This is a genomic window from Clostridium sp. OM02-18AC (assembly GCF_003481825.1).
Classification (GTDB): Bacteria; Bacillota; Clostridia; order Lachnospirales; family Lachnospiraceae; genus Brotaphodocola.
Window position 1 is genome coordinate 124,018 of sequence record NZ_QULW01000006.1, and the last position, 23,056, is coordinate 147,073.

Below are 23,056 nucleotides of genomic sequence, written 5' to 3' on the forward strand. Positions count from 1 at the left end.
AACGATCCAATCCTAAATATCCAGCACCTTCAACTCTTTCTTTCCGTTCATCAGTGCGTAGTAAACCGGCAGGATGAACAGTGCCACTGCGACACCAACGGTCAGACCACCGATGTTTACCACCGCAAGACCCTGGGTGGTAGAACCGCTGCTTCCGAATGCCATGGCCATCGGCAGCATGGAAAGAATGGTCGTTAAGCTCGTCATCATGATCGGGCGCATACGGGTCGCACCTGCCTCGATCAGCGCTTTTTTCAGCGGCATCTCCATACGGTACTGGTTCACGGTATCGACATACAGAATACCATTGTTTACGACGGTACCAACCAGGATCAAAAATCCCAGGATGGAAGTCATGGACATGCTGACTCCGGTCAGCTTCAGAAGTCCAAAGGAACCAACCAGGCTGAACGGGATCGTCGTCATAACCATGAAAGAGAACTTCGGGGACTCAAACTGCGCGGACATAACTACGAAGATCAGGAATACTGCTACCGCGATCGCATTGTACAGTCCGGAGAATTCCTCCTGCATCATACGGTCTCTGGAGTTGGTACCCCGGGTAATGGTTCCGGTTAAGTTCGGGCTGATGACCTCATTATCGATCTGGGTCTTCACAGCAGCACTGGAAGCATTATCTACATAATCTGCGCTGATCGTGATCTGGTAGGACTTATCTTCTTTCTCGATGGAGGACGGGCTGTCCTTGTAGTAGATCTCAGCGACATCAGACAATGCCACATAACCGCCGGACGGCTTCTTTAAAATCATGCGCTCTAACTGCGGCACGGTCTTATACTGGTCCTCTGGATACTCTGCCTTGACGCTGATCTCCTGTCCGTCGACTTTTAAGGTAGTGACTTCTTCGCCGTCCAGCATCTGCTTCACCATAGTACCGATCTGCGCTGCAGTCAGTCCTTCCGCGGAAGCAGTGACCGGATCTACCTTTACAGCGACAACCGGTGCCGTATTTTCAATACTGGAGTGGACATTCTTCACATCATCTCTTGCGATCAGCTCGTTTACGATCTCATTGCTGACCTCCTGAAGCTCATCGTACTGGGTTCCCTTCAAGATGGCCTCGTAGCCGCGAGACCGTCCCATCATGCTCATGGAGGTGGATGCCTCTACGGTAATGGTACAGTTCTCCAGATCTGCCATCTCATCTTCCCACTGGCTTACAACATCATCAGTGGACATCTTCCGGTCATCCTTTAAGTAAGCGGTGATGGTACCTTCATCGTTATTGTAACGGAGCATATAGGATTCCACATCCTCATGCGCTGCCACGATGGACTCAGCCTGTGCAAGGATTGCATCGGCCTGCTCGGTGATCAGCCCTGGCCGGGTCTCAATGCTGACTCTGACCGTACCAGTATCGTCGGCTGTCATCAGCTCGGTCTGCATACCGCTTGCGAGGAACAACGTCGCTGCGATGATGCCGACCGATGTAAGCATCACGATTGCTTTATGGTTTAACAGTACCGGCATCAGCTTCCGATAGCCATCCTGCAGGAAAGCCAGCGGTCGGGAAGCCGGAGCAGAAGTGCGTTCTTTTGGCTTATACATCATGTAGCACAGCGGTACGATCGCGATCGCAGACAGCAGGGATGCACACATACAAAATACGATCGTGTATCCCATGGCGCCGAACATCTGACCGCTCATACCATTTAAAAATACCAGCGGAATAAATACAACGCAGGTGGTAACCGTGGAACCTACGATGGACGATACCACGATGTTCGTTCCTTCCAACGCCGCCTTTGCATAACCAAGCGCTCCTTTGTCTTCCTGCTTATCCATGGCTCTGAAACAGCTCTCCAGCACAACGATGGAGTTATCGACCATCATGCCGACACCAAGAACCAGTCCGCTCATGGTGATGATATTTAAGGTAAATCCGGCATGCGTCATGACGATCAGGGACAACAGGATGGAGGTCGGGATGGAACTTCCGACGATCAGGGATGCCTTGAAATCACCGAAGAACAGGAAGATAATGATCATGGAAATGACAACCGCCATAACCATGGTCTCTGCCACATCCTTAAGAGAATCCAGGATGGAATCCGCCTCATCTCGCGCCACGGTAATGGTCAGGTTCTCATCATCACCCTCCAGGCTTTTGATGACCTGCTTGACCTGTTTGGAAAGATCCATGGCGGTACTGCTCTGCTGCTTGGTTAAGGAAATGGAAATAGTCTCCTCGCCATTATAGCGGGATACGCCGCCCTTCTGCTCCTCTGCATAGGAAACCACGGCAATATCCTCGAGGTAAACAATCTTATTGCCTGAAACCGTGATTGGCATCTTTAACAGATCATCCAATGTATCGTGCTCTGTTAACGTGGAAACGGATAAATCCAGATTTCCGGACTCTGCGCTTCCGGACGGGTAGGACAGGTTTGCCGCAGACATGGCGGACTTGATATCGCTGATGCTGACGTTATACTGATCCATCATATCGGACATCAGCTCGATTTTTATGTACTCAGAGGAACCACCCATGGTGGATACCTCAGCCACCGTTGTCAGTTTCTCCAGTTCCGGCACGATCTTCTGATCTACATAATCATACAGATTTTCCTGGGACGGGTTTGCAACGGTAAGCATGATGCTGGCCTGCGCGTTATTGTTCATCTCCATAACGGTCGGCTCTACGTCATCCGGCAGATCCCGGATGCTGTTTAAGCTCTTGGTCAGGTCGCTGTAGGCTTCATCCATATCGGTGTCGTAATCATACTCCAGCATGATCATGGAACGTCCCTCACTGGTGGTGGAGCTCATGCTCTTGACACCCTCGAGCGTGCTGACCTGATCCTCAATGAGCTGCGTGACCAGCTCATCCATATCCTCCGGGCTGGCGCCGGAATAGTTTGCCATAATGATCATCATCGGCTGATCCATATCCGGCATCTGCTCCAGAGTTGCATTAAATACAGAAGAAATACCGAACACGATCAGGCATAAGAGCGCCATCAGCACGGTGACCGGACGCTTCAGTACAAATTTAGTAACTCCCATTTACGTCTGCCTCCTTACTGTGCTTTCGGTGCGCCGCCCTGACTGTTTCCGTTTGCAGGTGCTGCTGCCTGGTTCTCACTGCCTGCGTTGCCTGCCTGCGCCGGAGCGCCGCCTGCTGCACCAGAAGCTTCTACCTCTGATTTCAAACGGATATCCGCGCCCTCATACAGGTTGGAGCTCCAGGTGCTGACCACCATATCGTCTGCATTCAGACCGGAAAGGATCTGCGCGTTCTCGGAATCGTAAATGCCAACCTCAACGGAAGTCATCTTCGCTTTGCCGTCTTCATACAGATACACATACGCGTTCCCGCCGCTGTAATAGATCGCATCAACCGGAACCAGCATTGCATTTTCTGCACGCTCGGTCACCAGTTCAATCTTCACAGTACTGCCGATGGCAATCTCATCGCTTCCGGTCATATCGCCTTTCACCTTAAAAAGTCCGGTGGAAGCATCGACCATGTTGCTGACCTCAGTGATGTTTCCGGTGTAGGTAGTTCCATTCTTGGAAATTTCCAGTTCATCACCGGTCTTTAAGTTCTGCATCATGCGCTGGGTCACATAAAAAGTAATGCTGTTTTGACCTTCCCCTGCGATAACGCAAAGCTGCGCAGACTGGTTTACACGGTCATACACATCCACATCGACACTCTCCACGCGTCCTGCGATCGGTGCGGTGATGGTGCTGTATTCCACCTGTTTCTCATACTGCAGCTTTGCCGATTCATACTGAAGCTCGGCAGATTTCAAATTATTCTGGTACTGCTCATATTCCTGGTCGGACAGATCGCCGCTGCCATATAAGATCTGCATTCTGTTTAAATTGCTCTGTGCCTGGGAAAGATTGACCTGTGCGGAATCCATGTTGTTTTTCGCAGACTCCACCTGCTCTGTGTTAATTTCCATCAGCACCTGCCCCTGGCTGACGATGTCACCAGCCTTCACATTCACTGCCGTTACATCGCCGCCTGCCTTGGCATAAACATAAACAACATCAGCCGCTTCCACAGTACCCGTCAGGCTGGAAGTAACGGACACATCACCGGTTGTCGGGTTTGCCGCATTGACGACGGTTACGTTCGATTCCTGCTGCATTCCGCCAGGACCTCCCATGCCGCCTGGACCTCCGTGCCCGCCTGCACCGCCTCTGCTGCTCAGGAAAAATGCTGCGCCTGCCAGAATGATCACTGCCGCGCCTGCTCCTGCCACGATCTTTTTCTTCTTATCCATCATGATGCACTACACTCCTTCACCGTTTTTTTCTAGTTTTATGTTTCATTTCATACCTGTTTTTGTATCTGTTTTCAGCCATACACAAAATGTCATTTTTGCATAACTGTCTTTTCTGCACTGAATCCGCTGACACTTCTTTGTTCTTCCTGCCTCCTAGGTTTTCCCTTCCCTTAAGATCACCACCAGAACAATGACTCCGGCTACCAGAAAGGTTCCGCCTGCAATGTATGCCAGATGCAGATTTCCTGCAATCGATTCTGGAAGGATACCGCTCTCTTCCAGGAAAGAGACCGCTGCTAAAATCCAGATTCCCGGGTGATACAGCCAGCAAAAGGTCCTGAAAAACTCTGACTGTTCTGCTCCCGGGCGGAACCGGAATAGACATGCCGACATACCAAGACCGCCAATTGCCAGATAAAGCAGGGTGTTTGCCAGAGCCCTGACCGGGAACGTCCGCGCAAGCATTCCCCCTGCACCAAGAAGGAGAAGAAGCACAAAACAGATTCCGGTATATCCCAGAATTTCTTTTTTCAAAATTCCGTCATCCGGCGGTCTTGCCGAAGATTTCTGTCCCATACAGCTGCTCCTTTCCATGCATTGACATGTTAAAGATCCTAAAAAACAAATGTGAGAAAAATGTGAGAAATTCCGCATATTTCTGTGAGGAATCTTTCGGAGGCACCGGAAAGATGCTATACTTTTGGAAGAATGTAACTGTGAAGGTACTGAACCGTTACGAGAGAAAACAAGAAAAGGCTGTTCCAGGCTTGCGGTCCTGTCTGGCAAACCGGGAACACCAAAAGAAGGAGGAAAATTTTTATGCCGCATATCCTCATTACCGACGATGATCCGCACCTGCGCCGTCTGGTGCGTACTTATGCCGAACTGGAGGGCTACGGCTGCACCGAGGCTTTTGATGGCGCCGCCGCTGTCACCGCACTCAAACAAAAAGCGTGTGACCTGGTCCTCTTAGATGTTATGATGCCGGGACCGGATGGCTTTGAAACCCTGGAGGCAATCCGCCGTTTCAGCCAGGTACCGGTCATCATGCTGACCGCACGAAATGAAGAATACGATAAATTAAACGGATTCCAGCTTGGCGTCGATGACTATGTCGCCAAACCATTCAGTCCCAAAGAACTTATGGCACGCATCGGCGCGGTACTCCGCCGCACCCAGTCACGCGCAGAAACACCGGCACCGCTAAAACAGCTTACCTTTGACGGACTTTCCATCTTTCCGGATTCCCATATCATCACGATAGACAGTCAGCGTGTAAATCTTCCGCCAAAAGAATTTGACCTGCTTTTAAAACTGGCACAGAACGAGCATATTGTCTTAAGCCGTGACCAGTTACTCGAGAGTGTATGGGGATACCAGTACTGCGGAGACGGACGCACCGTCGACACGCATATCAAATCCTTAAGGGAACACATCGGTGCTTACCGGAAGTTCATTCAGACTGTATGGGGAGTGGGGTATAAATTTGAAAAACCAGATGAAACTTAGATTTGCGGCCTTAAAAAACCGGATGGTATTCCGGCTCTGGGTCTTCATGATGATCCCGGTCATGTTCGGAATCGGCTTTATGTGGGTGGTACAGATTTTTCTTTTTGAGCAGAATTATGCCAATGCTTCTGTTAACGAAGCATTGAACCAGCTGTCTCCGATCATGGAAGATCTGCGCAGCCGCGACATCGGGGAAGATGAAAAGTTCTTATCCTTTATCAGTCACATCAACGTCAATGGCGAGCTGCTTTTACTCTCGACGGATGGCACTCTCGTAAAAATGTATTCCTCCGGTCACCTGGTACAGCCGCAGGAATGGGAAAAAACATTAAAGACGCCCAGACTGCTTAGCGATCCATCCCGGTTGGATGAGCTGATGGCCGGGCGTCCTTACAAGCATATCGAAAAAATGCACGGACAGATCATCGGCTATGAACTTGGATTTCCGGTCACCTACCAGGGAGAACGGAACTACCTGATTCTGCGCAAGGCCCTGCTCAGCCGGACGGTCCTGAATTTAAACCGCTCCCAGCTGATCGTCCTGAGCATTCTTTTAACCGGCATCGCCTCTGTCCTCGCCGCCGTTTTGTCCAAGCAGTTCACCCGCCCGATTTTTCAGATCAAGGAATCGGTCGATAAGCTGACGCAGAATGAATTTGACATCAGACCGGACCTGGACCGGCAGGATGAATTAGGGCAGCTTTCGCAGTCCGTTGGAAAGCTTGGAAAAGCGCTGCAGCGGCTGGATGTGCTGCGCCGGGAAGTCATCGCCAATGTGTCCCACGAGCTTCGTTCGCCGCTTGCCCTCATCACCGGCTATGCCGAGATGGTGCGCGACATCACCTGGAAGGACGAAGCCATGCGCAGCGAAAACTTAAACCTGATCATCAGCGAATCCAACCGCATGAGTGAGATGGTAACCGACATTCTGGACTACTCCCAGTTTTCGGCAGGCTACAGCAAGCTGAAGAAAGACTGGTATGATTTAAAAGATATCGTAAACGCGGAGCTGACCCGCTGCCGCCAGGCCGCCGCCGAGCACCATATTACCCTGACACTCCAGGCACCGGAAACAGAATTACAGTTCGAAGTCGATGCCTTAAAGATGAGTCAGGTCATGCGGAATCTCTTAAACAATGCCATCAACCATACGCCGGAAAACCAGGAAATTTTTATCCGGCTGCTGCCAGAATCGCAAATCAGCCAGAAAACTGCTGGCAGCGAACACGCTGCTGACGTCTCCCAGATATGCAATGAAGCCACTGCTGCCTCCTCAATATACAACGCAAAAAAACGCCTGGCAGACCATGTGCCAGACGCTTTCCTTAATTTTTCAGATTTTTCGATTTCCAGTTCTGTATCCGACCTGCAGTCCAGCCATGACTTCTGCCTGGTCGAGGTGATCAACCCGGGCGACCCGATTCCGGAAGAAGACCGGGAGATCATCTGGGAGCGCTACCAGCGCAGCCAGCACCAGAGCGGTCACCGCCTTGGAACCGGCATCGGACTTTCTATCGTCAGCACGATCTTAAAGGCGCATGGTATGCCTTATGGCGTGAACTGTAAGGACGGTTACAATATTTTCTGGTTCGCCGCAGTTTCTACTGATAACGAGCCATGATTTCTTTCATGAACTGGTCTGCCGCATCGACTGCTTCCGGAGTCCAGAACTCCGATCCGCCGTGGTCTGCGCCGTCTACCAGATAAAGCTTTGCTTCTTTTCCGCATTCTTTTAACTTCTGGTACAGGCGCACACTCTGGTACGGGCTGACCTTGCGGTCTTTGGTTCCGTGCATGATGAACATCGGCGGAAGCTTTGTCTCCGGACGGATGTAGGTCACGGCCGTTGCTTTCTTTGCAAGCTCCGGATGCTCTCTTAAGTTCGCGCCAACTTCTTTTCCTTCCGGACTTGTTTCCAGATGGTGTTCCAGGGTGTCCGGATAATCATCCATCTCCGTCATGCTGACTGCACCATAATAATCCAGGATTCCCATCACATCTGCAGATACGCCCGGATAAACAGAAGCATCCAGCCACGGCTCCTGATCTGCCAGTGCTGCAAATACTGCGGTATGACCGCCTGAAGAGCATCCGCCCAGGAAGAAATTCTTTCCATCCAGATGATACTCTGCGGCATGCAGGCGCATAAAGCGGACGGCATTTCTCGCATCCTGGATCGGTGCTGGGAAATGTGCAATACCCGAATGACGGTACTGGACCACTGCAACCACATAGCCGCGGGCTGCAAGTCTTGCATAATGCGGGCAGCTCTTATAAACATCCTGCGGTCCCCATGCGGAACCCTGCACAAATACAAAACACGGATGAAGCTTCTCCGGCTCATTTCTCGTGTATGGCTCCAGGATCTGGAGTACCAGCGTCTGTCCGTCTACTTCTGCGTACGGAATATCATGCCAGTGATAAACACCTGGCTCATCTCCGGTGGTCGGGATATGAACCGCTCCCTCCACCTCTTCGGTCAGTCCCGGATATTCATCGTATTCCCATGCTTTTACTTCCATTTTATATCATGTCCTCCTTCGTTGTTCTTATGGGAACCCGGAATCTCCTCAAAAACACGAACAAACGAGATTTCGGGCATGTTTCTTTAAACCTGTGATTTGAGCATACCCATACTGGTCATTCTCAGGGAATGCTCTTTTGCAATCGGCTGCTCCTCTTCCGGTGCTTCGGTATCTACCAGTTTGAGCGCTCCAAACGGACACGCCTTCACGCATGCCGGAAGCATGCCGTTGTGCACCCGCACATAACAGCCGTCGCATTTGATCATCTTACCGTTCTCTCCAAAGGATGGGATGCCGTACGGACATGCCATCGCACAGCTGTGGCAGCCGATGCAGTTGGTGGTATCATAAACGGTGAAATTCGTTTCCGGATCTTTCCGCAAGCAGGCACTCGGACATCCTGTAATGCACGGCGCATCTTCGCAGTGCATGCAGGCGAGCGATAACCGGTGATAGCTCACCTCTTCCTTCTTCTCCAGTTCCAGATCGAAAATATTTCGAAACGGGCGCTGCCCTTCTTTCACTTCATAATCATTCTGGTCCATACAGGCAACTGCGCAGGCACCACATGCCACACACTTGCTTAAATCCAGATCGATCGCGTACTTTTTCATGCCTGCACCTTCTTTCTCATTCCACACCGGGTCGAATTGTATGCCGGGAATCCGGAATAAGGATCCACATGTGTCCCGGACATCAGGGAATTGACATCTGCCTCGGAATAACCGTGATAGAAAAATACTACGGATTTTGGCACCTTATGGGTCGGTTTTGCTTTCACGCAGATGCATCCGCGCTCCGTAAAGAGTTCCATGTCATCGCCCTCTTTAATTCCAAGCTCCTTTGCATCCTCCACAGACAGTTCTGCGGTCGGATACGGACGCAGGCTGCGCGCCCATTTCACTTTATGGAAACGGGAATGGATCGCATTCGGGATTCGGCCGCCGGAACACAGACGGTACGGATACACAGCCGGATCTGCATCGTCAAGCGGCTCACAGTAAGTCGGAAGTGGATCCAGATGCCACTCCGGATGAGATGCGATCAGCTCCGAATAGAGTTCAAATTTTCCGGTCGGTGTCAGAAGTCCCCGTTCCAGATGCTCACCAGGTGCAGCATGCTTTACATTCGGCACGCGGACCGGCACATCGCTGGCCTTTAATTCTTCCACGGTAATATCCAGATCTTTCAAAATGAAGTCCAGATTCTTCTCATATCCGGCTTCCAGTTCGGCATCGCCAAGCTTTAATTCTTTTGCCAGATCACAAATGATCTCTGCATCGGACTTACTCTCGCCTACCCGGTCAATCGCCGGCTTTGTGTACCATGCATAACAGCCCGGATAGGTTTCCAGCTCCCCACGCTCATAAGAGGTACATACCGGAAGGACAATGTCCGCAAGCATCGCCGTATCCGTCATAAACAGATCGGTATCGACAAAGAAATCCAGCTTTAAAAGCGCTTTGCGGACGGTTTTGTCATCCGGGAGCATCCGGTAATTCATGCCCATCGCAAAGATCGCCTTGACCGGATATGGTTTCTCCTCCAGGATCTGTCTTGCCAGATCCACACACTGCATTTCCTTTTCCATATAATACCACAACGGGAAGCGCTCAGCCCCGACTGCTGGTTTTGTATCTTTCGGCTCAGTCACCTCCGCGAATTCCTCATCGCGGGTCGTAAAGCCTGCCATCTGGTGCGTGAAGCTGTGAAGTCCTGGAAGCTGGCCGCCCTCGCGGTCATAGTTTCCGGTCAGTGCAAGCAGCGCCATGATCGCACGATAGTTCTGGAATCCGTTTTTGTGATGCGGGATCGGTGCACTGTTCTCGTTGATGCACATGGACTTACTCTCATGGATCATGCGGCAGGCCTCGAAGACTTTCTCATACGGCACACCGGTCAGTGCTTCCACGTTGGTGCTGTTAAACTGTTTTACATATTCTTTGTACTGTGCAAAACCATGAACATATTTCTCAATATAGGGCTCATCGATCCAGCCATTCTCGATCAGGATATTTCCCATGCAGAGTGCCAGGGCCCCATCGGTTCCCGGATACGGGCGCAGATACAGATCACAAAGGCGCTCCACTGCCGGTGTGATCTTCGGATCAATGACGATCACCTTCATGCCCTTTGCACGGCGGTTTTCGATCGCCGTTGCCTTGCCATAACCAGAATAATACGGATTCAGCGCCCAGCCCAGATACAGATCGGAATGCGCCATATCCGGCCGTGCCAGCTGTCCCGCTGCCGTCTTCCACGCCATCCATCCAGCTGTCATACAGGTGCTTGACTCTGTTCCAAAATTCATGGTTCCGAAAGAATGGGCCAGGCGGCGCAACCACGGACGGTACCACTTATTATATCCGCCAAAGAACGCTACCGCATCTGCCCCGTATTCAGCCTTGATCCCGGTAAGCTTCGCGGCAATCTCCCGGTACGCCTCTTCCCAGCTGATCGGTTCAAATTTCCCTTCTCCCCGCTCACCGGTTCTTCGGAGCGGAGTTAAAATCCGGTCTTCCCGGTATGCAAACTGGCGGCCCGAAAGACCTTTTACGCAAAGGCGGCCCTTACTCTGCGGATGCTCGTCCATTCCTTCCAGTTTTACCATTTTTCCATCTTTTACATACGCGTTTACGCCGCAGTTATTCGCCGGACTGCAGATCGCGCAGACCGTATGACAGACTTTGATGCCCGTTTCCGGACATGGGATTTTTGCCTTGATTAATGCTTCCAAACTATCCATGCATCTTCTCCTCAATCTCATCAATAAACGTTTCTGACAACCCTGCCTTTTCCAGCATCGCCCGCTGGTAATCCGGCAAAGTAAACTCTTCTCCTGCAAACAAACGCAGCATATAGTTCTTTATGATACCGCTGATCCGGTAGTTATCCAGGATATTGGCACCCACAATTTTCTTTCCATCCAGTACCAGGCGGACGTAAAGGTCGCCCTCCAGACTGCCGTATTCCAATACTTCCCCCTCCAGACGGTTATCGCCAAATCCGATAAAGTCCATGTTCATGAAATGAGTGATATTGTGGAGAATATTTCCTTTGTAGGTTTCATCCTGTCCTGCCATGTTGGCTCCAGCGGTTTCTCCCTGATGGTTGGCATTCGCCCACAGACCGATGATCTGCGTCTGACCGCTCTCGATGTTATTGCCCTCACAGCAGTCCCCTGCCGCAAACACACCGGGAACTGAAGTTCTCATATGATCGTCCACAATGATGCCGCGCCCGATGGCAACCTCATCCTGAACGGTTTCGGTAATGGCTCTTGTACCAATGCAAAGCCCAACAATATCCGCCGGGATCCGGCTTCCATCGGTCAGTACCGCAATATTTTTTCCATCTTCCTGTTCCATATGGTCGATGGTCGTTCCAAATTTCAGATGAACGCCCTGCGCCTCTACACGCTTTTCAATTTCAGCAGAAACTTCCGGGTAGGCAGCAAGCGGGAAGATATGCTTTGCAAGATCCAAAAGCCAGGTCTCGATCCCGTACTTGTGAAGGACTTCCACAACCTTGATCCCCGCCATGGATGCGCCGATCACAACCGCGTGCTTCACATTCTGCTTTTTTAAACGTTCCTTGAAGCGGATGGCATCTTCCACAGTGCGCATCAGAAATGCGTCTTCCGGATCCAGCCCTTTTACCGGCGGTGCAAACGCCCTTGCCCCGGTTGCGATCAGGATGCGGTCATACGTTTTGATTCCTGCTTCTGTTTCAATGCTGTGTTCCTCTGCATGTACCTTTTTTACCGTTTCCTGGCAAAGGTGAAACGAAATTTCTTTCTGGATCTTTTCCAGATCCCCAAACGGGAATAATCCTTCAAACTCCAATTTTCCAAATGCGTAATACGTTGTCAGCATCGGATTGTACGGTGCACGGCTTGTATTACTGTATACGTCAATCTCTCCGTCCGCATCGTACTGACGGATGGTCTTTACCGCATGGTACCCGGCTGTTCCAAAGCCTACCACTGCATATTTCATGCTTCTGCCTCCTCTCATATGCCGAAAAAGCCACTGCGCAAAAAACGGTCAGTGACTCATTCGGTTCCTTGTTTGATTGTTATGCGTTCTGCTGTTCCATCTTTGCTTTTACGTTCTTATAACGCAGCAGCATGATAATGATGGAAACCAGAATGAAAATAGCAATGTACAGATAGTGTTTCGGTTTCAAACTGGACAGACTTACGAAGGAAGTTACGATGGTAACTGCCAGGCAAACACAAAGGATTGCATGCAGCTTCTTCGGGTCTGTATGCAGTACAGATTTCTCATAAGCCTCCGGGAACATCTTAGGAAGTCTCCAGCATGCACAGATGGTGAACAAACCGGTCAGCTTGCTGCATCCAGTACCCATGTTGGAAATATCCGTGGTATCCATACCGGTCAGGATCGGGATCAGGCCTACGATAAAGAAGAAGAAAAGCAGCAGAACCGGAGTGCCATTCTTATTCTCTTTTGCGCAGATTTCCGGAAGCCATCCATCCATCGCTGCTCTCTGCAGGGAACGGGTGGTCCAGGATAAGGTTCCGTTTAAGGTGGTCAACAGAGCGAACCATGCACCGCCGATAACGAAGAACAGGTAAACCGGTGCCGGGAATACTTCTTTTGCTACAACGGAAATATTCACACCTGCAATCTGGTCCAGCGGAAGTACGCAGGCTGCAACGATACCAACCAGTGCATAAAATACTGCAACAATTGCGGTAGAAAGGATCATGGCTTTCGGAATGTTCTTGCCAGGATTCTCAATCTCTCCACCGTTTTCTGCCAGGAAGCTTGCACCGCCGCAAGCAAAGGAAAGAAGGGTTGCACCCTGTAAAAAGTTCTTCACGCCATGCGGCATGATGTTGGAAGCGCTGAACTCCATTGCGGACCAGTCAACCTTCGGAAGACCGAATACGATGTAAACAAACAGAGAAATCAGCAGTAAAGATACCATGACCTTCTGAACTTTTGCAGAAGTCTTTAAACCAATCAGGTTTACGATTACGGCTGCAGTCAGTGCACCAACTGCTACGACCGTCTGGTTCACGGACGGGAAAATCACACCAACATAGCTTGCGAAACCAATTGCAAACGTGGATACCAGTACCTGCTGCAGGATGAACATGAGCAGGAATACAAATGCGATTCTCGGTCCAAGTAACTTTTTCGCGTATACATAGCTACCTCCGGTAGCCGGCATACTCGAAGAAAGAGTTGCCATCGGGATCAGGCTGATCAGAGAAATGATCGCTGCCAGAAAATATCCGTACGGTGCACCGTGACCGGTCAGACCGATCACGATTGCGGTCAGAACGAAAACACCAGATCCTACAATCTGCCCAATACAAAAGCCCATGCAATCCCAGAAATTTAATTTTTTATTCTCCATCACTTATGCCTCTTTATTGCTGTTCACGCTTTTATGTCCAGCAACACCTTTTCTTTTTATTTTCTGTGATCTGCCACAAACTGTGCCAATTTTTCCATACCTGCTTCCAGCGTTTTTCTCGGGCATCCGAAGTTGAAACGCAGGAAATGCGCACCATCACCGCCGTAGGAAGCGCCGCCGCCTACTGCAATGCCATAATGGTCTGCCAGGCACTTCTGAATCTCGTCAGAACTCATGCCAAGTGCGCTGCAGTCCAGCCACATCAGATAGGTGCCTTCCGGCTTCACCGGTTTGATTTCCGGTGCGTGTTCTGCAAGATACCGGATGATAAACTCTGCATTTTCTGTCAGATATGCGTTCTGCTCGTCGACCCACTCATCTCCATAGGTATAGCAGGCTTCAATGGCTGCGTTGCAAAGGCAGTTCGGGCTCATGAGCCATGCTTCTCTTAAGGAAGCCTCCTGCTTTTTCCGGTATTCCGGATTCGGAATGATGCTGCAGGAAGAATGCAGACCTGCCATATTGAAAGTCTTGCTGATGGCAGTGTAAACAATCATCTTGTCGTAAACATCCGCAAAGCATGCTGCGGAAGTATACTGGTTGCCGTACAGTGCCACATCCCCATGGATCTCGTCTGAGAACAGCCATACGGAATATTTCCTGCAGAGCAAAACAACCTTCTCAACCTCTTCTCTGGTCCAGATCCGTCCCACCGGATTGTGTGGGTTACAGAAGATGATCGCCTTCACACCACCTGCCAGCTTCTTCTCAAAATCTTCCCAGTCAATCTCATAGCGTCCGTCTTTGTAGAGCAGCGGGCAATCCACTTCCTTGCGATCCTGTGTGCGGATCGCTACAAAAAACGGATCATACACCGGTGTAAAGACTAAGACCTGATCACCCGGCTCGGTAAATCCACGCAGGGAAAACCAGATGGATGTCACAACACCCTCGGACGGGGAAAATGCCTCAATCGGAAGATCAACGTTGTGACGGCGCTTGTACCAGGCACGTACCGTCTCCATGGTTTTCTTGCTTGTTGATGTATAACCAAACAGCGGATGATCCAGACGCTCTTTAATTGCGGTGACTGCTGCCGGAAGTGTCGCAAAATCCGTATCTGCGATCCAGAACGGAATCAGTCCGGTCGGCACACCAAATTTAAACTGTCTGTCCCATTTGATGGAATCTGTGTTCACACGATCCCATACCTTATCGAAATCGTATTTCATGTTAGTACCTCCAACCCCTTTGAGTACTTGTAATCTATGTTCATTTCCCGGAAAAACGGGCCCTGTCCCCCTGGAAAAATGACATCTATTTCTAGCGCCGCCTGTTATAAGAAAGAATGTGCCTTGGCACATTCTCGCGGAGCGTTTTTGTTTCATAGGACACATCTTCCTATGAAATAAAAAATCAGCGGCAGAATTCTTCAAAATAATGCTTGTATGTTGCGTAAATCCAGTCACAATGCTGCAGCATATGAAAATATGCATACTCCGGATCATGGTTTTTCACCGCTTCCAGAATATTGCCATGCTGTTTGCGGATCTCCGACTTGTAGCTTTCCTGACGGACCGGTACAATGAGCGGAAGTGCGGTGATCGCATTGGACGGCGGCACCGTCGTATCCCAGATCTGCTTTAAAAGCGGATTCTTTAAAATCTCCCACAAGCATCCGTGAAAAGACTGAAGACCGGTTCCCTTTGCGATGTAGATATCCGTCTCCTCTTCACTGACTGTCTCCTTGTCATGGGCGTAAGCAAATTCCAGGTGTCGGACATCTTCCTCCGTTGCCATGATGGCTGCCTGCTTTGCAATAGACGGCTCAATCACACGCCTCGCCTTGGTGGAATACTCAAACTGACGCCAGTATTCCTCAGCCTGGTCTCTCAGTTCACCAGGGCTTAAAAGACCGTTCCAGTCAACAACCACAACGCTTCCTTTTCCTTTGTAAGTCTCAATGATGCCGCTGTCGCTCAGCAGTTTCAGTGCCTGGCGCACCGTCACACGACTGACCCCCGTCAGCTCCATCAGTTCCTTCTCACTCGGAAGAAGATTTCCCTTTTTATAGTCCCCATTGCGGACTGCATTCTTGATCTGTTCGAAGACCTGTTCATACAGCGGACTGTTGGATAATTTATTCACAATCTCATTCTCCTTTCCCGTCATCTGAATGCATTTTCAGCATACAACATATATTATAATAAGTCAAGTTTCTTTGGTTATTATTTCTGTTTATTCTCATTTTCTTTTTCATTTTCTGTCGTTTTATTCTATTCTCTCTGCGATTTTTCTCTTTTTTGTATATCTTTTCTCAACTCTTCCTAACTTGTATTAATACAGCTTAGTATCAAAAAAGCGTATGATGCTCAAAAAGGCTCATACGCTTTTCATAACAGACCGTTTTTTATCGTTTCAGTTTTTCCCGTTCCTGATCCAATATGATTTTTGTCTCATCCATGGACTTTCCCAGCACACCGGCAAGAAGCTCCTGCGGAATCGTCGGGGAATAGTAAAAGCCCTGCTGATAAATGCATCCGAATTTTTCCAGAATATCTAACTGACGCTGTGTTTCCACACCCTCAGCGATCAGACGTTTGCCCAGTTTATCGGCTGCCTTGATCAGACATTCCACGATCGGTTCCGATCTTGGATCGGTCTCCAGCTGCCACATAAACATCCGCTCAAACTTTAAGGTATCGACCGGAAGTTCCAGGATCTTGCTGATGCCGGAATAGCCGGAACCGAAATTATTTAAGATCAGCTCTACACCGAGCTCTTTCAGCTGTTCCATGACGATTTCGATGGTCACCGGAGCGGTTGTAAGTGCATATTCATCGATTTCAACTGCAAGCTTTCCGGACGGGATCTGATATTTTTCAATCATGCTCTGTACGGTTGCCACAAAATTTTCCTGGATCAGCAATACCGGAGAAACCGGAACCGCGATCGATTCATATTCCACACCTTTTCGCTCAAGCTCCGCGATTTCCTGTGCCACGCGCTCCAGCGCATAATATTCCACGCTGCTGATCTGGCCGGTATCCTCCGCGATCGGAACAAACTCTGCACTTCCTACCATGCCGACATCTTTTACAAACATGCGCATGTAATACTCGGCGCGGGTAAAACGCTCTTCCTTCGTATTATAAGTCGGGCGGAAGCGGATCTCCAATTCGTGATTTTCCAGTGCAGTGCTGATGTACTTGGCAATCACCTGTTTGCGTAAAAATGCTGCATGCAGCTTTGTATCGTAGACTGCATACTGGTTGATTCCTGTCTCAGCTGCCCTGCTGACTGCCAGATCCAGACATTTTAACAGCTGGTCTGCGCTGTCTGCATAACCCGGATAGGAGCAAAGACCGATCTGGCAGGAACACATGCAGTCTGTCCCGTCGATCTTCCAGCTCTGGGAGAAACGGTCCAGAATACTTTCTGCCAGCCGCATGGCCTGTCCCTGTGTCCTGCCCTGCAAAATGGTGATGAATTCCACACCCACATAGCGGCACACGATACTGCCGGTTTCTTCCCGGAAATACTCCAGAATCTCTTTTAACAGTTCTTCGCAGTAAGAAAATCCAAACAGTTCATTCATCTGTTTGAAATTCTCGATGTAAAATTTCATGACCACACCTTGTCCGTTTCCGGATATGGCCCGTTCTAACTGGTGACGGCAGACCATGCGGTCACTGTGCATCTCGCCTTCCTCTGTATAATCATCCGTCTGAGCTTTTGCCTCAGGCTTTGTCACTGTCGGTTCTTCCACCTGTGCGCCTGTTTTTTTTCGTCCAAATAAGCCCATCATCGAATCCCCCTTTGTATATATTTATCTCTATCTTACACATTTACTGCGCTGGTTGCAATATCCAACTGGGTCAGTTTCTCGACAATTTCGCGGCAGATTTCGTCTGGAGTCTTTCCATCCGTCGGAACGACTACATCGGCTGCGGTTTCGTACATGGTCCGTCTCTTTTCCTGAAGGTTCGCGATAAACTCCACATTCATGTTGTCATTCAGGATTGGACGCTCCGTACTGTCCTTTACACGGTTGTAAACCGTCTCCGGAGTTGCAGTCAGAAGCACAACTCTTCCGTGCTTTCTCATGTGGTCCTTGTTGTCCTCACGCACAACGACACCGCCGCCGCAGGAGACGATCGTCTGTTTGCGCTTCTGAAGTTCAATGAGCGTATTGCTCTCGAGATTTCGGAAGTATACCTCGCCGTACTCTGCAAAGATCTCGGAAATGGACATGCCCTGTTTCTCCACGATGAGCTGGTCCATCTCCACATAGTTCATCTCCAGCTGACGTTTCAGTTCTTTCGCAACCGTACTCTTTCCGGCACCCATAAAGCCGATCAGGAAAATGTTGTAATCGAACAGGGCTTTTGCCTGGATCTTACGGCTGTTCTTTACAATGTACTTGAAGATGTTGAGGATTTCTTCCTCGAATGCATTGTCACCCAGCTTCTGTTTTAAATTGTTCTCCTGCTTCTTCTCCTGTTCCGGCTGCAGGATCGGGATACCATTCTGCTTTTTATAAGCAATGATCTCCTGGATGCATTCCATACGGTCAACCAGCTGCTTGATGATGATATCGTCGCATACTCCAATTTTCTTACGGATCTCCTCAATTCTGTCCATTGCACATTCTCCTCTTCCAGCCATGACCGAAACTCCTCTTTTGACCATCCCTGACCATCCCTGGCTTTTTTCATTATAACAATTCCGGACACCCCGCAGGTCTGCCTGCGGAATATCCGGAACCTTTATTCTACTTTCTATGCAATTATATCAGCAGTTGCAGAAACGCGCAATGATTTTATCACTTTAAAGTGCTGATTTTTCATTTTTTTGTAGGTAAAAACGTTACGACAATACCGGAACAGATGAGGATTGCTCCAACCACGAACTGCCAGGTGATGACCTCATGCAGCAGCACAACACCAAGCACAGCAGAAACCAGCGGCTGTAACGGATAAAACATGGAACAGGTGCTTGCATTTAACATCTGCAGGCTCTTATTCCAGCAGGTATGTGCCACGGCGGTTCCGAATACGGCAACGAACACGCATGCCAGAAGGGCCACAGCCGTAGGATGGCTTCTTGTCATGAACACATTTTCAAAGACTGCTGCCGGAATATTTAACACCAGGGCAATCAGCATACCATAAAGCGCTGTCTGCACCGGATCATAATATCCGGAAATTTTGCGGATCGACACAGACGCAGCAGACCACAAAACAACAGAACCTGCTGAGAGTACAATGCCGACCGGATTAATGACGGATGCACCGTTTCCAAGAATAATATAAACACCGATCAGTGAAACAATGATACTCACTACATTTTTCCAGGTGATCTTCTCCTTTAAGAAGACTGCCGCAAAAATCGAAATCATGATTGGGTTTAAGGAATTAATTAAGGATGCAAGAGAACCGGAAAGCAGTGCAGTTCCGCCAAGCTGCAGGATGATTGCAGCAAAATAGCCAAGTCCGCCCAGAATCAGCAGATACGGCCAGTGTTCCTTCGCAATTTTCTTCTGTCCGCCTTTCCATTTCAGGATTCCATACAGACAGATGACAGAGATCAGATAACGGCAAAATGACACCGTAACCGGTCCCATTACGGCAAGTGCATACTTGCTCACAACATAAATGCTTCCCCAACAGAAAAAGGTGATCAGTAAATAAAGATATCCGGCATTTCGCTTCATGATAAACTTCCTTCCTTATGTACATATGATTCGTCAACTAACGCAAAAGCTGCTGCTCACGCGTTGCGTAAACAGCACAAAACCTCACACAGCCGTTCGGAACGATATCCCGAACGGCTGATGGATTGTATTGCATATCGGGGATGCGCCAGTGAGCGACGCATCCGCTGATTACTGCAGCGCAGTAATTTTAAATTCATTTGCTTCTTTGCCAAGCTGACATAACAGTCTTCTCATATCCGGCTCTTTGATATTTCCGTGCAGCTTCAGCACTACCTGTTGCTCATCGTCCCGGCTGGTTACTTCCATGGCATCGATCAGGATGTCGTTTAAACGGACCATGTTCATGTAAAGATTCAGTTTGCTGTTTTTACGGCTGTCAGTAAAGTATACCGTAATCTGTTCATGGTCTGTGTTTTCATCAAGACCAGCTGCCTGCAGGGCTTGTGCGATCACCGTTTCCTGCATTCCGGTCAGGATCCCGTACTGGTATCTGCGGCACACACTCATCAGGTGGCGCAAAAACATGTCATATTCTTTCTTCACCTTTGCGTCAACATCCGCCGTGCGTTTGGCAATGATCTCATCTTCTCTTACAGGGACAAATACATCCGATCCATTCTCCGCTTTTGCTGCTGCCACATGGTCTGCACAGGCCATGCGCTGTAAAAACAATGGCTTGATCTGGGTATCTACCCGGTCAATCTCTTTTCTTACCTCTTCTAAAGTCATCTTTCATCCTCCCATTTGCATTGCTGCAGATGTGCTGCCGTGTCCTATCTGACAGATGACGACACAATATCTTATTTTACACCAATGCCCCCTGTTTTTTCAATACTTCCTGGACATGTTTTACATCCACCGTTCCGTCCAGGGCCTGGCATGCTGCTGCAACTCCGGCTGCGTGTCCGGTTGCAAAGCAGGTTCCCATAACACGGACTGCTGCAAATGCCGCTTCATCAGAGGAAATCATACGGCCTGCGCCGTACAGGTTTTCAATATTTTCCGACTGCAGCGCACCAAGCGGAATATCAAAATAGCTTCCTTCCTTTACCTCCAGATAGGTTGCCATCTTATTGACGTCTTTATGGATCTCCGGTTTCCACCCGCCGCGCGCCACGCTGTCCGGACATTTTTTCCGGGTAAGCACATCATCCACAGTAATCGTTTCTTTTCCAACCAGCTTTCTGGTTTCCCGAAAACCGATGGACGGTCCGATCACCGCTAACTCCGCACGCTCCATGCCCGGCATATAAGTTTTTAATGCCTTCACATAGCTGAGCACCTGTTTTCTGGTCTCCCGCTCCATGCTGGTAAGGTCTGCTGCCGTCAGTCCCTCCGGGATGACACTTGGAAGCAGGACACAGACAATATCAGAATCTTCTTTTTTCAGGATAAAGCCTTTTTCTTTGGTAAGATTCGGGATACCGGCCTCTTTTGCCTTTACTACGGCGCGCTCCACGGCTGCCGGTGACATATCACAATTCGTGTCTACACCGCTTAAGCGAAACGGTAAGGTTGCCGCCTGCGGACATCCGTCTTCACCACCCCAAACCAGCTTTGCACCGGCAAGGTGGGAGAGGTTGGCATCTCCGGATGCATCCACAAAGGTTTTAGCCGTTACAGTAAAACTTCCCTCATCATCAGCACACTGGATGGATTCAATGGATCCGTTCTCCATCTTCGCACTGATCACATACGTATGTAAGAAGTAGTCCACACTTTCTTTTTCAAGCAGATTGTCCATTGCGCATTTTAAGTATTCCGGCTGGAAATTGATGTTACGGTTTCCAGTTGCGGAAATGACATAATCCACGGTCGGTCCAAGCGCCTCCATCTCGTTTAAGACGAGCTGTCCAACACCCTCCACAACACGGATTGGATTTTCTCCGCATGTAAAAAAGCCACAGAAAGCACTGACTCCGGAATGGGTTGCCTCTCCGCCAAGATAAGCATTCCGCTCTATTAAAAGTGTTTTCGCTCCTGTCTTTGCAGCTCCAACCGCAGCAGATACTCCGGCGGTTCCTCCTCCGACAACAACGACATCATACTGATACAAACGTTCCATATTGCTCTATACTCCTTTTTTTTGCCAATGATGAGGTTCTCTTTTTAACCAATGACCAATGCTCCCAGCGGGTATGCAAAGAATGTCAGGACAAGCAGTGCCATCAGTGCGAAAATACCGCCCCAGATAAACATATCTTTCGTCGTGGTCCACCCGGAACCGATTGCCACGGTGTTGATGGTACTCTGACCTGCCGGTGTCATGTTGCAGACTGCTGCTGCGATACCAACCATACATACTACAGAACCAACACTTACGCTTCCAGCCGGAAGTGCAGTTAAAACAGACAGTGCGACTGCACTTACTACGGTTGTGGTAACAATATTGGAAGAAAAGTTTGTCTCAAGCAGTGCCCACAGCATGAAGAATAAGATCATACCGGTAAGCGGAAGTGCTGCAGTCAACGGAGACAGGGATGCAGTCAGCCAGTCGCTGATACCGATATCTGCGTTGGTCAGGCAGGAACCAAGCCAGGTTGCTGCGCCGGTCATAAGGATACTTCCCCACAGAATTCCTTTGGTAACGCCTTCCTTGAAGTTTAAGATGCGCTCGCCATCCACTTTGGTGATGAACAGAAGGATGCAGCCTAATAACGGAGGCATTGCGGTAGACCAGCCATTGATGGTCTTGTAAAGATCCGGGAAGCTGCCTTTGATCAGGCTCGGACCAACCCATAAAAATACGGTTAATCCTACAACACCAAGAATGATTTTCTCTTTGGTGTCTGCCTTCGGAACCGTTCCACGCAGTCCCATTGCGTTCTCCGGTTTGATCTCATGGATATCATCCGGGCGATAAATGAACTTAAATACCAGGATCAGCAGGATAATGAGGAGAATACCGGTCGGAATTCCCATTGCCATGAACTGGAACTGATTGACATCATTTCCGGTTGCTGCATTATAATAACCAATTGCCATAGTCGGCCATACATGTCCGATTGCCGTCATACCGGAAGAAAGGCTGATGCAGAAAGCGGTTCCCATCATGATCATGTTGCCGGTCTTTCCGCCCTTCTTCACACCGAGTACCTGGAAGATATCCTCAAGGAATGGCATGAATGCAACGAACAAAACAGACGGGGATACGAATAAGCCCATGAAGGTAACTGCTGCAAACAGGAAGCAGACAAAGTACCATGGTCCCTTTCTTGCAATCTTGTTTGTGATAAAGGATACCGTACAGCGCCTTACAAAGTTTGTCTTGGAAAGCGGATATATCAGCATAAAGGTAAAGATCAAAAATGCTACCGTCGTGTTGCCAAATGCTCCTGAAAATGTTTTTGAAAAACCAAACGTTGGCAGAAAGCCAAGTGCCATTAACGTGATCATGCTCGGCCAGTCAATGGAAATGGTGATCCACATGATCAGGGAACCGAAGAATACGCCAAGTACTCCGATTGCCTCAGAGGAAAGTCCTCCAAACTCCGGGACAAACCGTGACCCGATGATGATTGCCAGCGACAGGATCAAAAAGATTGTGTCTTTGCTGCTTTTGCTTTTCATAATAAAACCCCTTTCTTTGTTGCCGTTTCCGGATTCGTCAACCTCGACCGCAACTTTATTCCTTTGTTTTTGTATTTTTT

Annotated in this window: 18 protein-coding genes; 2 read left to right on the forward strand and 16 right to left on the reverse strand. The window is 49.3% G+C overall.

Features of this window, described 5'->3' with window-relative positions; genetic code table 11:
* Nucleotides 1–12: 12 nt before the first annotated feature.
* From DXB18_RS06155 to DXB18_RS06165, 3 genes are all read right to left on the reverse strand, one after another.
* The gene (locus DXB18_RS06155; RefSeq protein WP_118706595.1) at nt 13–3,027 is read right to left on the reverse strand and encodes an efflux RND transporter permease subunit; all 3,015 of its coding nucleotides are present in this window, start codon (nt 3,025–3,027) and stop codon (nt 13–15) included.
* 14 nt (nt 3,028–3,041) lie between these two features.
* Nucleotides 3,042–4,262: an efflux RND transporter periplasmic adaptor subunit gene (locus DXB18_RS06160; RefSeq protein ID WP_347560858.1), complete on the reverse strand. Its 1,221-nt coding sequence runs from the start codon at nt 4,260–4,262 to the stop codon at nt 3,042–3,044.
* A gap of 153 nt (nt 4,263–4,415) precedes the next feature.
* On the reverse strand, nt 4,416–4,838 hold the full coding sequence (locus tag DXB18_RS06165) for a hypothetical protein (RefSeq protein WP_118706597.1): 423 nt from the start codon (nt 4,836–4,838) through the stop codon (nt 4,416–4,418).
* A 243-nt stretch (nt 4,839–5,081) separates the two neighbouring features.
* On the opposite strand from DXB18_RS06165, the gene DXB18_RS06175 reads away from it, so the two are divergent.
* Together DXB18_RS06175 and DXB18_RS06180 are read left to right on the forward strand one after the other, a co-directional pair.
* Nucleotides 5,082–5,771, forward strand: coding sequence for a response regulator transcription factor (locus tag DXB18_RS06175; RefSeq protein WP_118706601.1), 690 nt, complete (start codon nt 5,082–5,084; stop codon nt 5,769–5,771).
* Nucleotides 5,761–7,392, forward strand: coding sequence for a HAMP domain-containing sensor histidine kinase (locus DXB18_RS06180; RefSeq protein WP_207665769.1), 1,632 nt, complete (start codon nt 5,761–5,763; stop codon nt 7,390–7,392). Before DXB18_RS06175 ends, DXB18_RS06180 begins: the two co-directional genes overlap by 11 nt.
* On the opposite strand, the gene DXB18_RS06185 is transcribed toward DXB18_RS06180, so the two are convergent.
* The 13 genes from DXB18_RS06185 to DXB18_RS06245 form a co-directional block, all read right to left on the reverse strand.
* Nucleotides 7,373–8,293: an alpha/beta hydrolase gene (locus DXB18_RS06185; RefSeq protein WP_118706605.1), complete on the reverse strand. Its 921-nt coding sequence runs from the start codon at nt 8,291–8,293 to the stop codon at nt 7,373–7,375. The genes DXB18_RS06180 and DXB18_RS06185 overlap by 20 nt on opposite strands.
* A gap of 86 nt (nt 8,294–8,379) precedes the next feature.
* The gene (locus DXB18_RS06190) at nt 8,380–8,910 is read right to left on the reverse strand and encodes a 4Fe-4S dicluster domain-containing protein (RefSeq protein WP_118706607.1); all 531 of its coding nucleotides are present in this window, start codon (nt 8,908–8,910) and stop codon (nt 8,380–8,382) included.
* Nucleotides 8,907–11,042, reverse strand: coding sequence for a molybdopterin-dependent oxidoreductase (locus DXB18_RS06195; protein WP_118706609.1), 2,136 nt, complete (start codon nt 11,040–11,042; stop codon nt 8,907–8,909). Before DXB18_RS06195 ends, DXB18_RS06190 begins: the two co-directional genes overlap by 4 nt.
* Nucleotides 11,035–12,294: an NAD(P)/FAD-dependent oxidoreductase gene (locus DXB18_RS06200; protein WP_118706611.1), complete on the reverse strand. Its 1,260-nt coding sequence runs from the start codon at nt 12,292–12,294 to the stop codon at nt 11,035–11,037. The genes DXB18_RS06195 and DXB18_RS06200 overlap by 8 nt, the downstream gene beginning before the upstream one ends.
* A 79-nt stretch (nt 12,295–12,373) precedes the next feature.
* Nucleotides 12,374–13,687, reverse strand: a complete 1,314-nt coding sequence (locus DXB18_RS06205; RefSeq protein WP_118540240.1) for an APC family permease — start codon at nt 13,685–13,687, stop codon at nt 12,374–12,376.
* A gap of 56 nt (nt 13,688–13,743) precedes the next feature.
* Entirely contained in the window at nt 13,744–14,919 is a 1,176-nt protein-coding gene (locus DXB18_RS06210) for a PatB family C-S lyase (protein ID WP_118706613.1), read from the reverse strand.
* A gap of 184 nt (nt 14,920–15,103) precedes the next feature.
* A complete protein-coding gene (locus tag DXB18_RS06215) occupies nt 15,104–15,835 on the reverse strand; it encodes a GntR family transcriptional regulator (RefSeq protein WP_182430489.1) in 732 nt (243 codons plus the stop codon).
* A 262-nt stretch (nt 15,836–16,097) separates the two neighbouring features.
* The gene (locus DXB18_RS06220) at nt 16,098–17,495 is read right to left on the reverse strand and encodes a phosphodiesterase (RefSeq protein WP_118706615.1); all 1,398 of its coding nucleotides are present in this window, start codon (nt 17,493–17,495) and stop codon (nt 16,098–16,100) included.
* A gap of 32 nt (nt 17,496–17,527) precedes the next feature.
* The gene (locus tag DXB18_RS06225; RefSeq protein ID WP_118706617.1) at nt 17,528–18,331 is read right to left on the reverse strand and encodes a shikimate kinase; all 804 of its coding nucleotides are present in this window, start codon (nt 18,329–18,331) and stop codon (nt 17,528–17,530) included.
* A 202-nt stretch (nt 18,332–18,533) separates the two neighbouring features.
* Nucleotides 18,534–19,403 (reverse strand): DMT family transporter, encoded by an 870-nt coding sequence (locus tag DXB18_RS06230; protein ID WP_118706619.1) that lies wholly within the window; start codon nt 19,401–19,403, stop codon nt 18,534–18,536.
* A gap of 171 nt (nt 19,404–19,574) precedes the next feature.
* Complete coding sequence (locus tag DXB18_RS06235; RefSeq protein WP_118540246.1) at nt 19,575–20,135, reverse strand: chorismate mutase; 561 nt, start codon at nt 20,133–20,135, stop codon at nt 19,575–19,577.
* A 76-nt stretch (nt 20,136–20,211) separates the two neighbouring features.
* Nucleotides 20,212–21,471, reverse strand: coding sequence for an FAD-dependent oxidoreductase (locus tag DXB18_RS06240; RefSeq protein ID WP_118706621.1), 1,260 nt, complete (start codon nt 21,469–21,471; stop codon nt 20,212–20,214).
* Nucleotides 21,472–21,515: 44 nt separating this feature from the next.
* Nucleotides 21,516–22,976 (reverse strand): SLC13 family permease, encoded by a 1,461-nt coding sequence (locus tag DXB18_RS06245; protein ID WP_118540248.1) that lies wholly within the window; start codon nt 22,974–22,976, stop codon nt 21,516–21,518.
* Nucleotides 22,977–23,056: the final 80 nt, after the last annotated feature.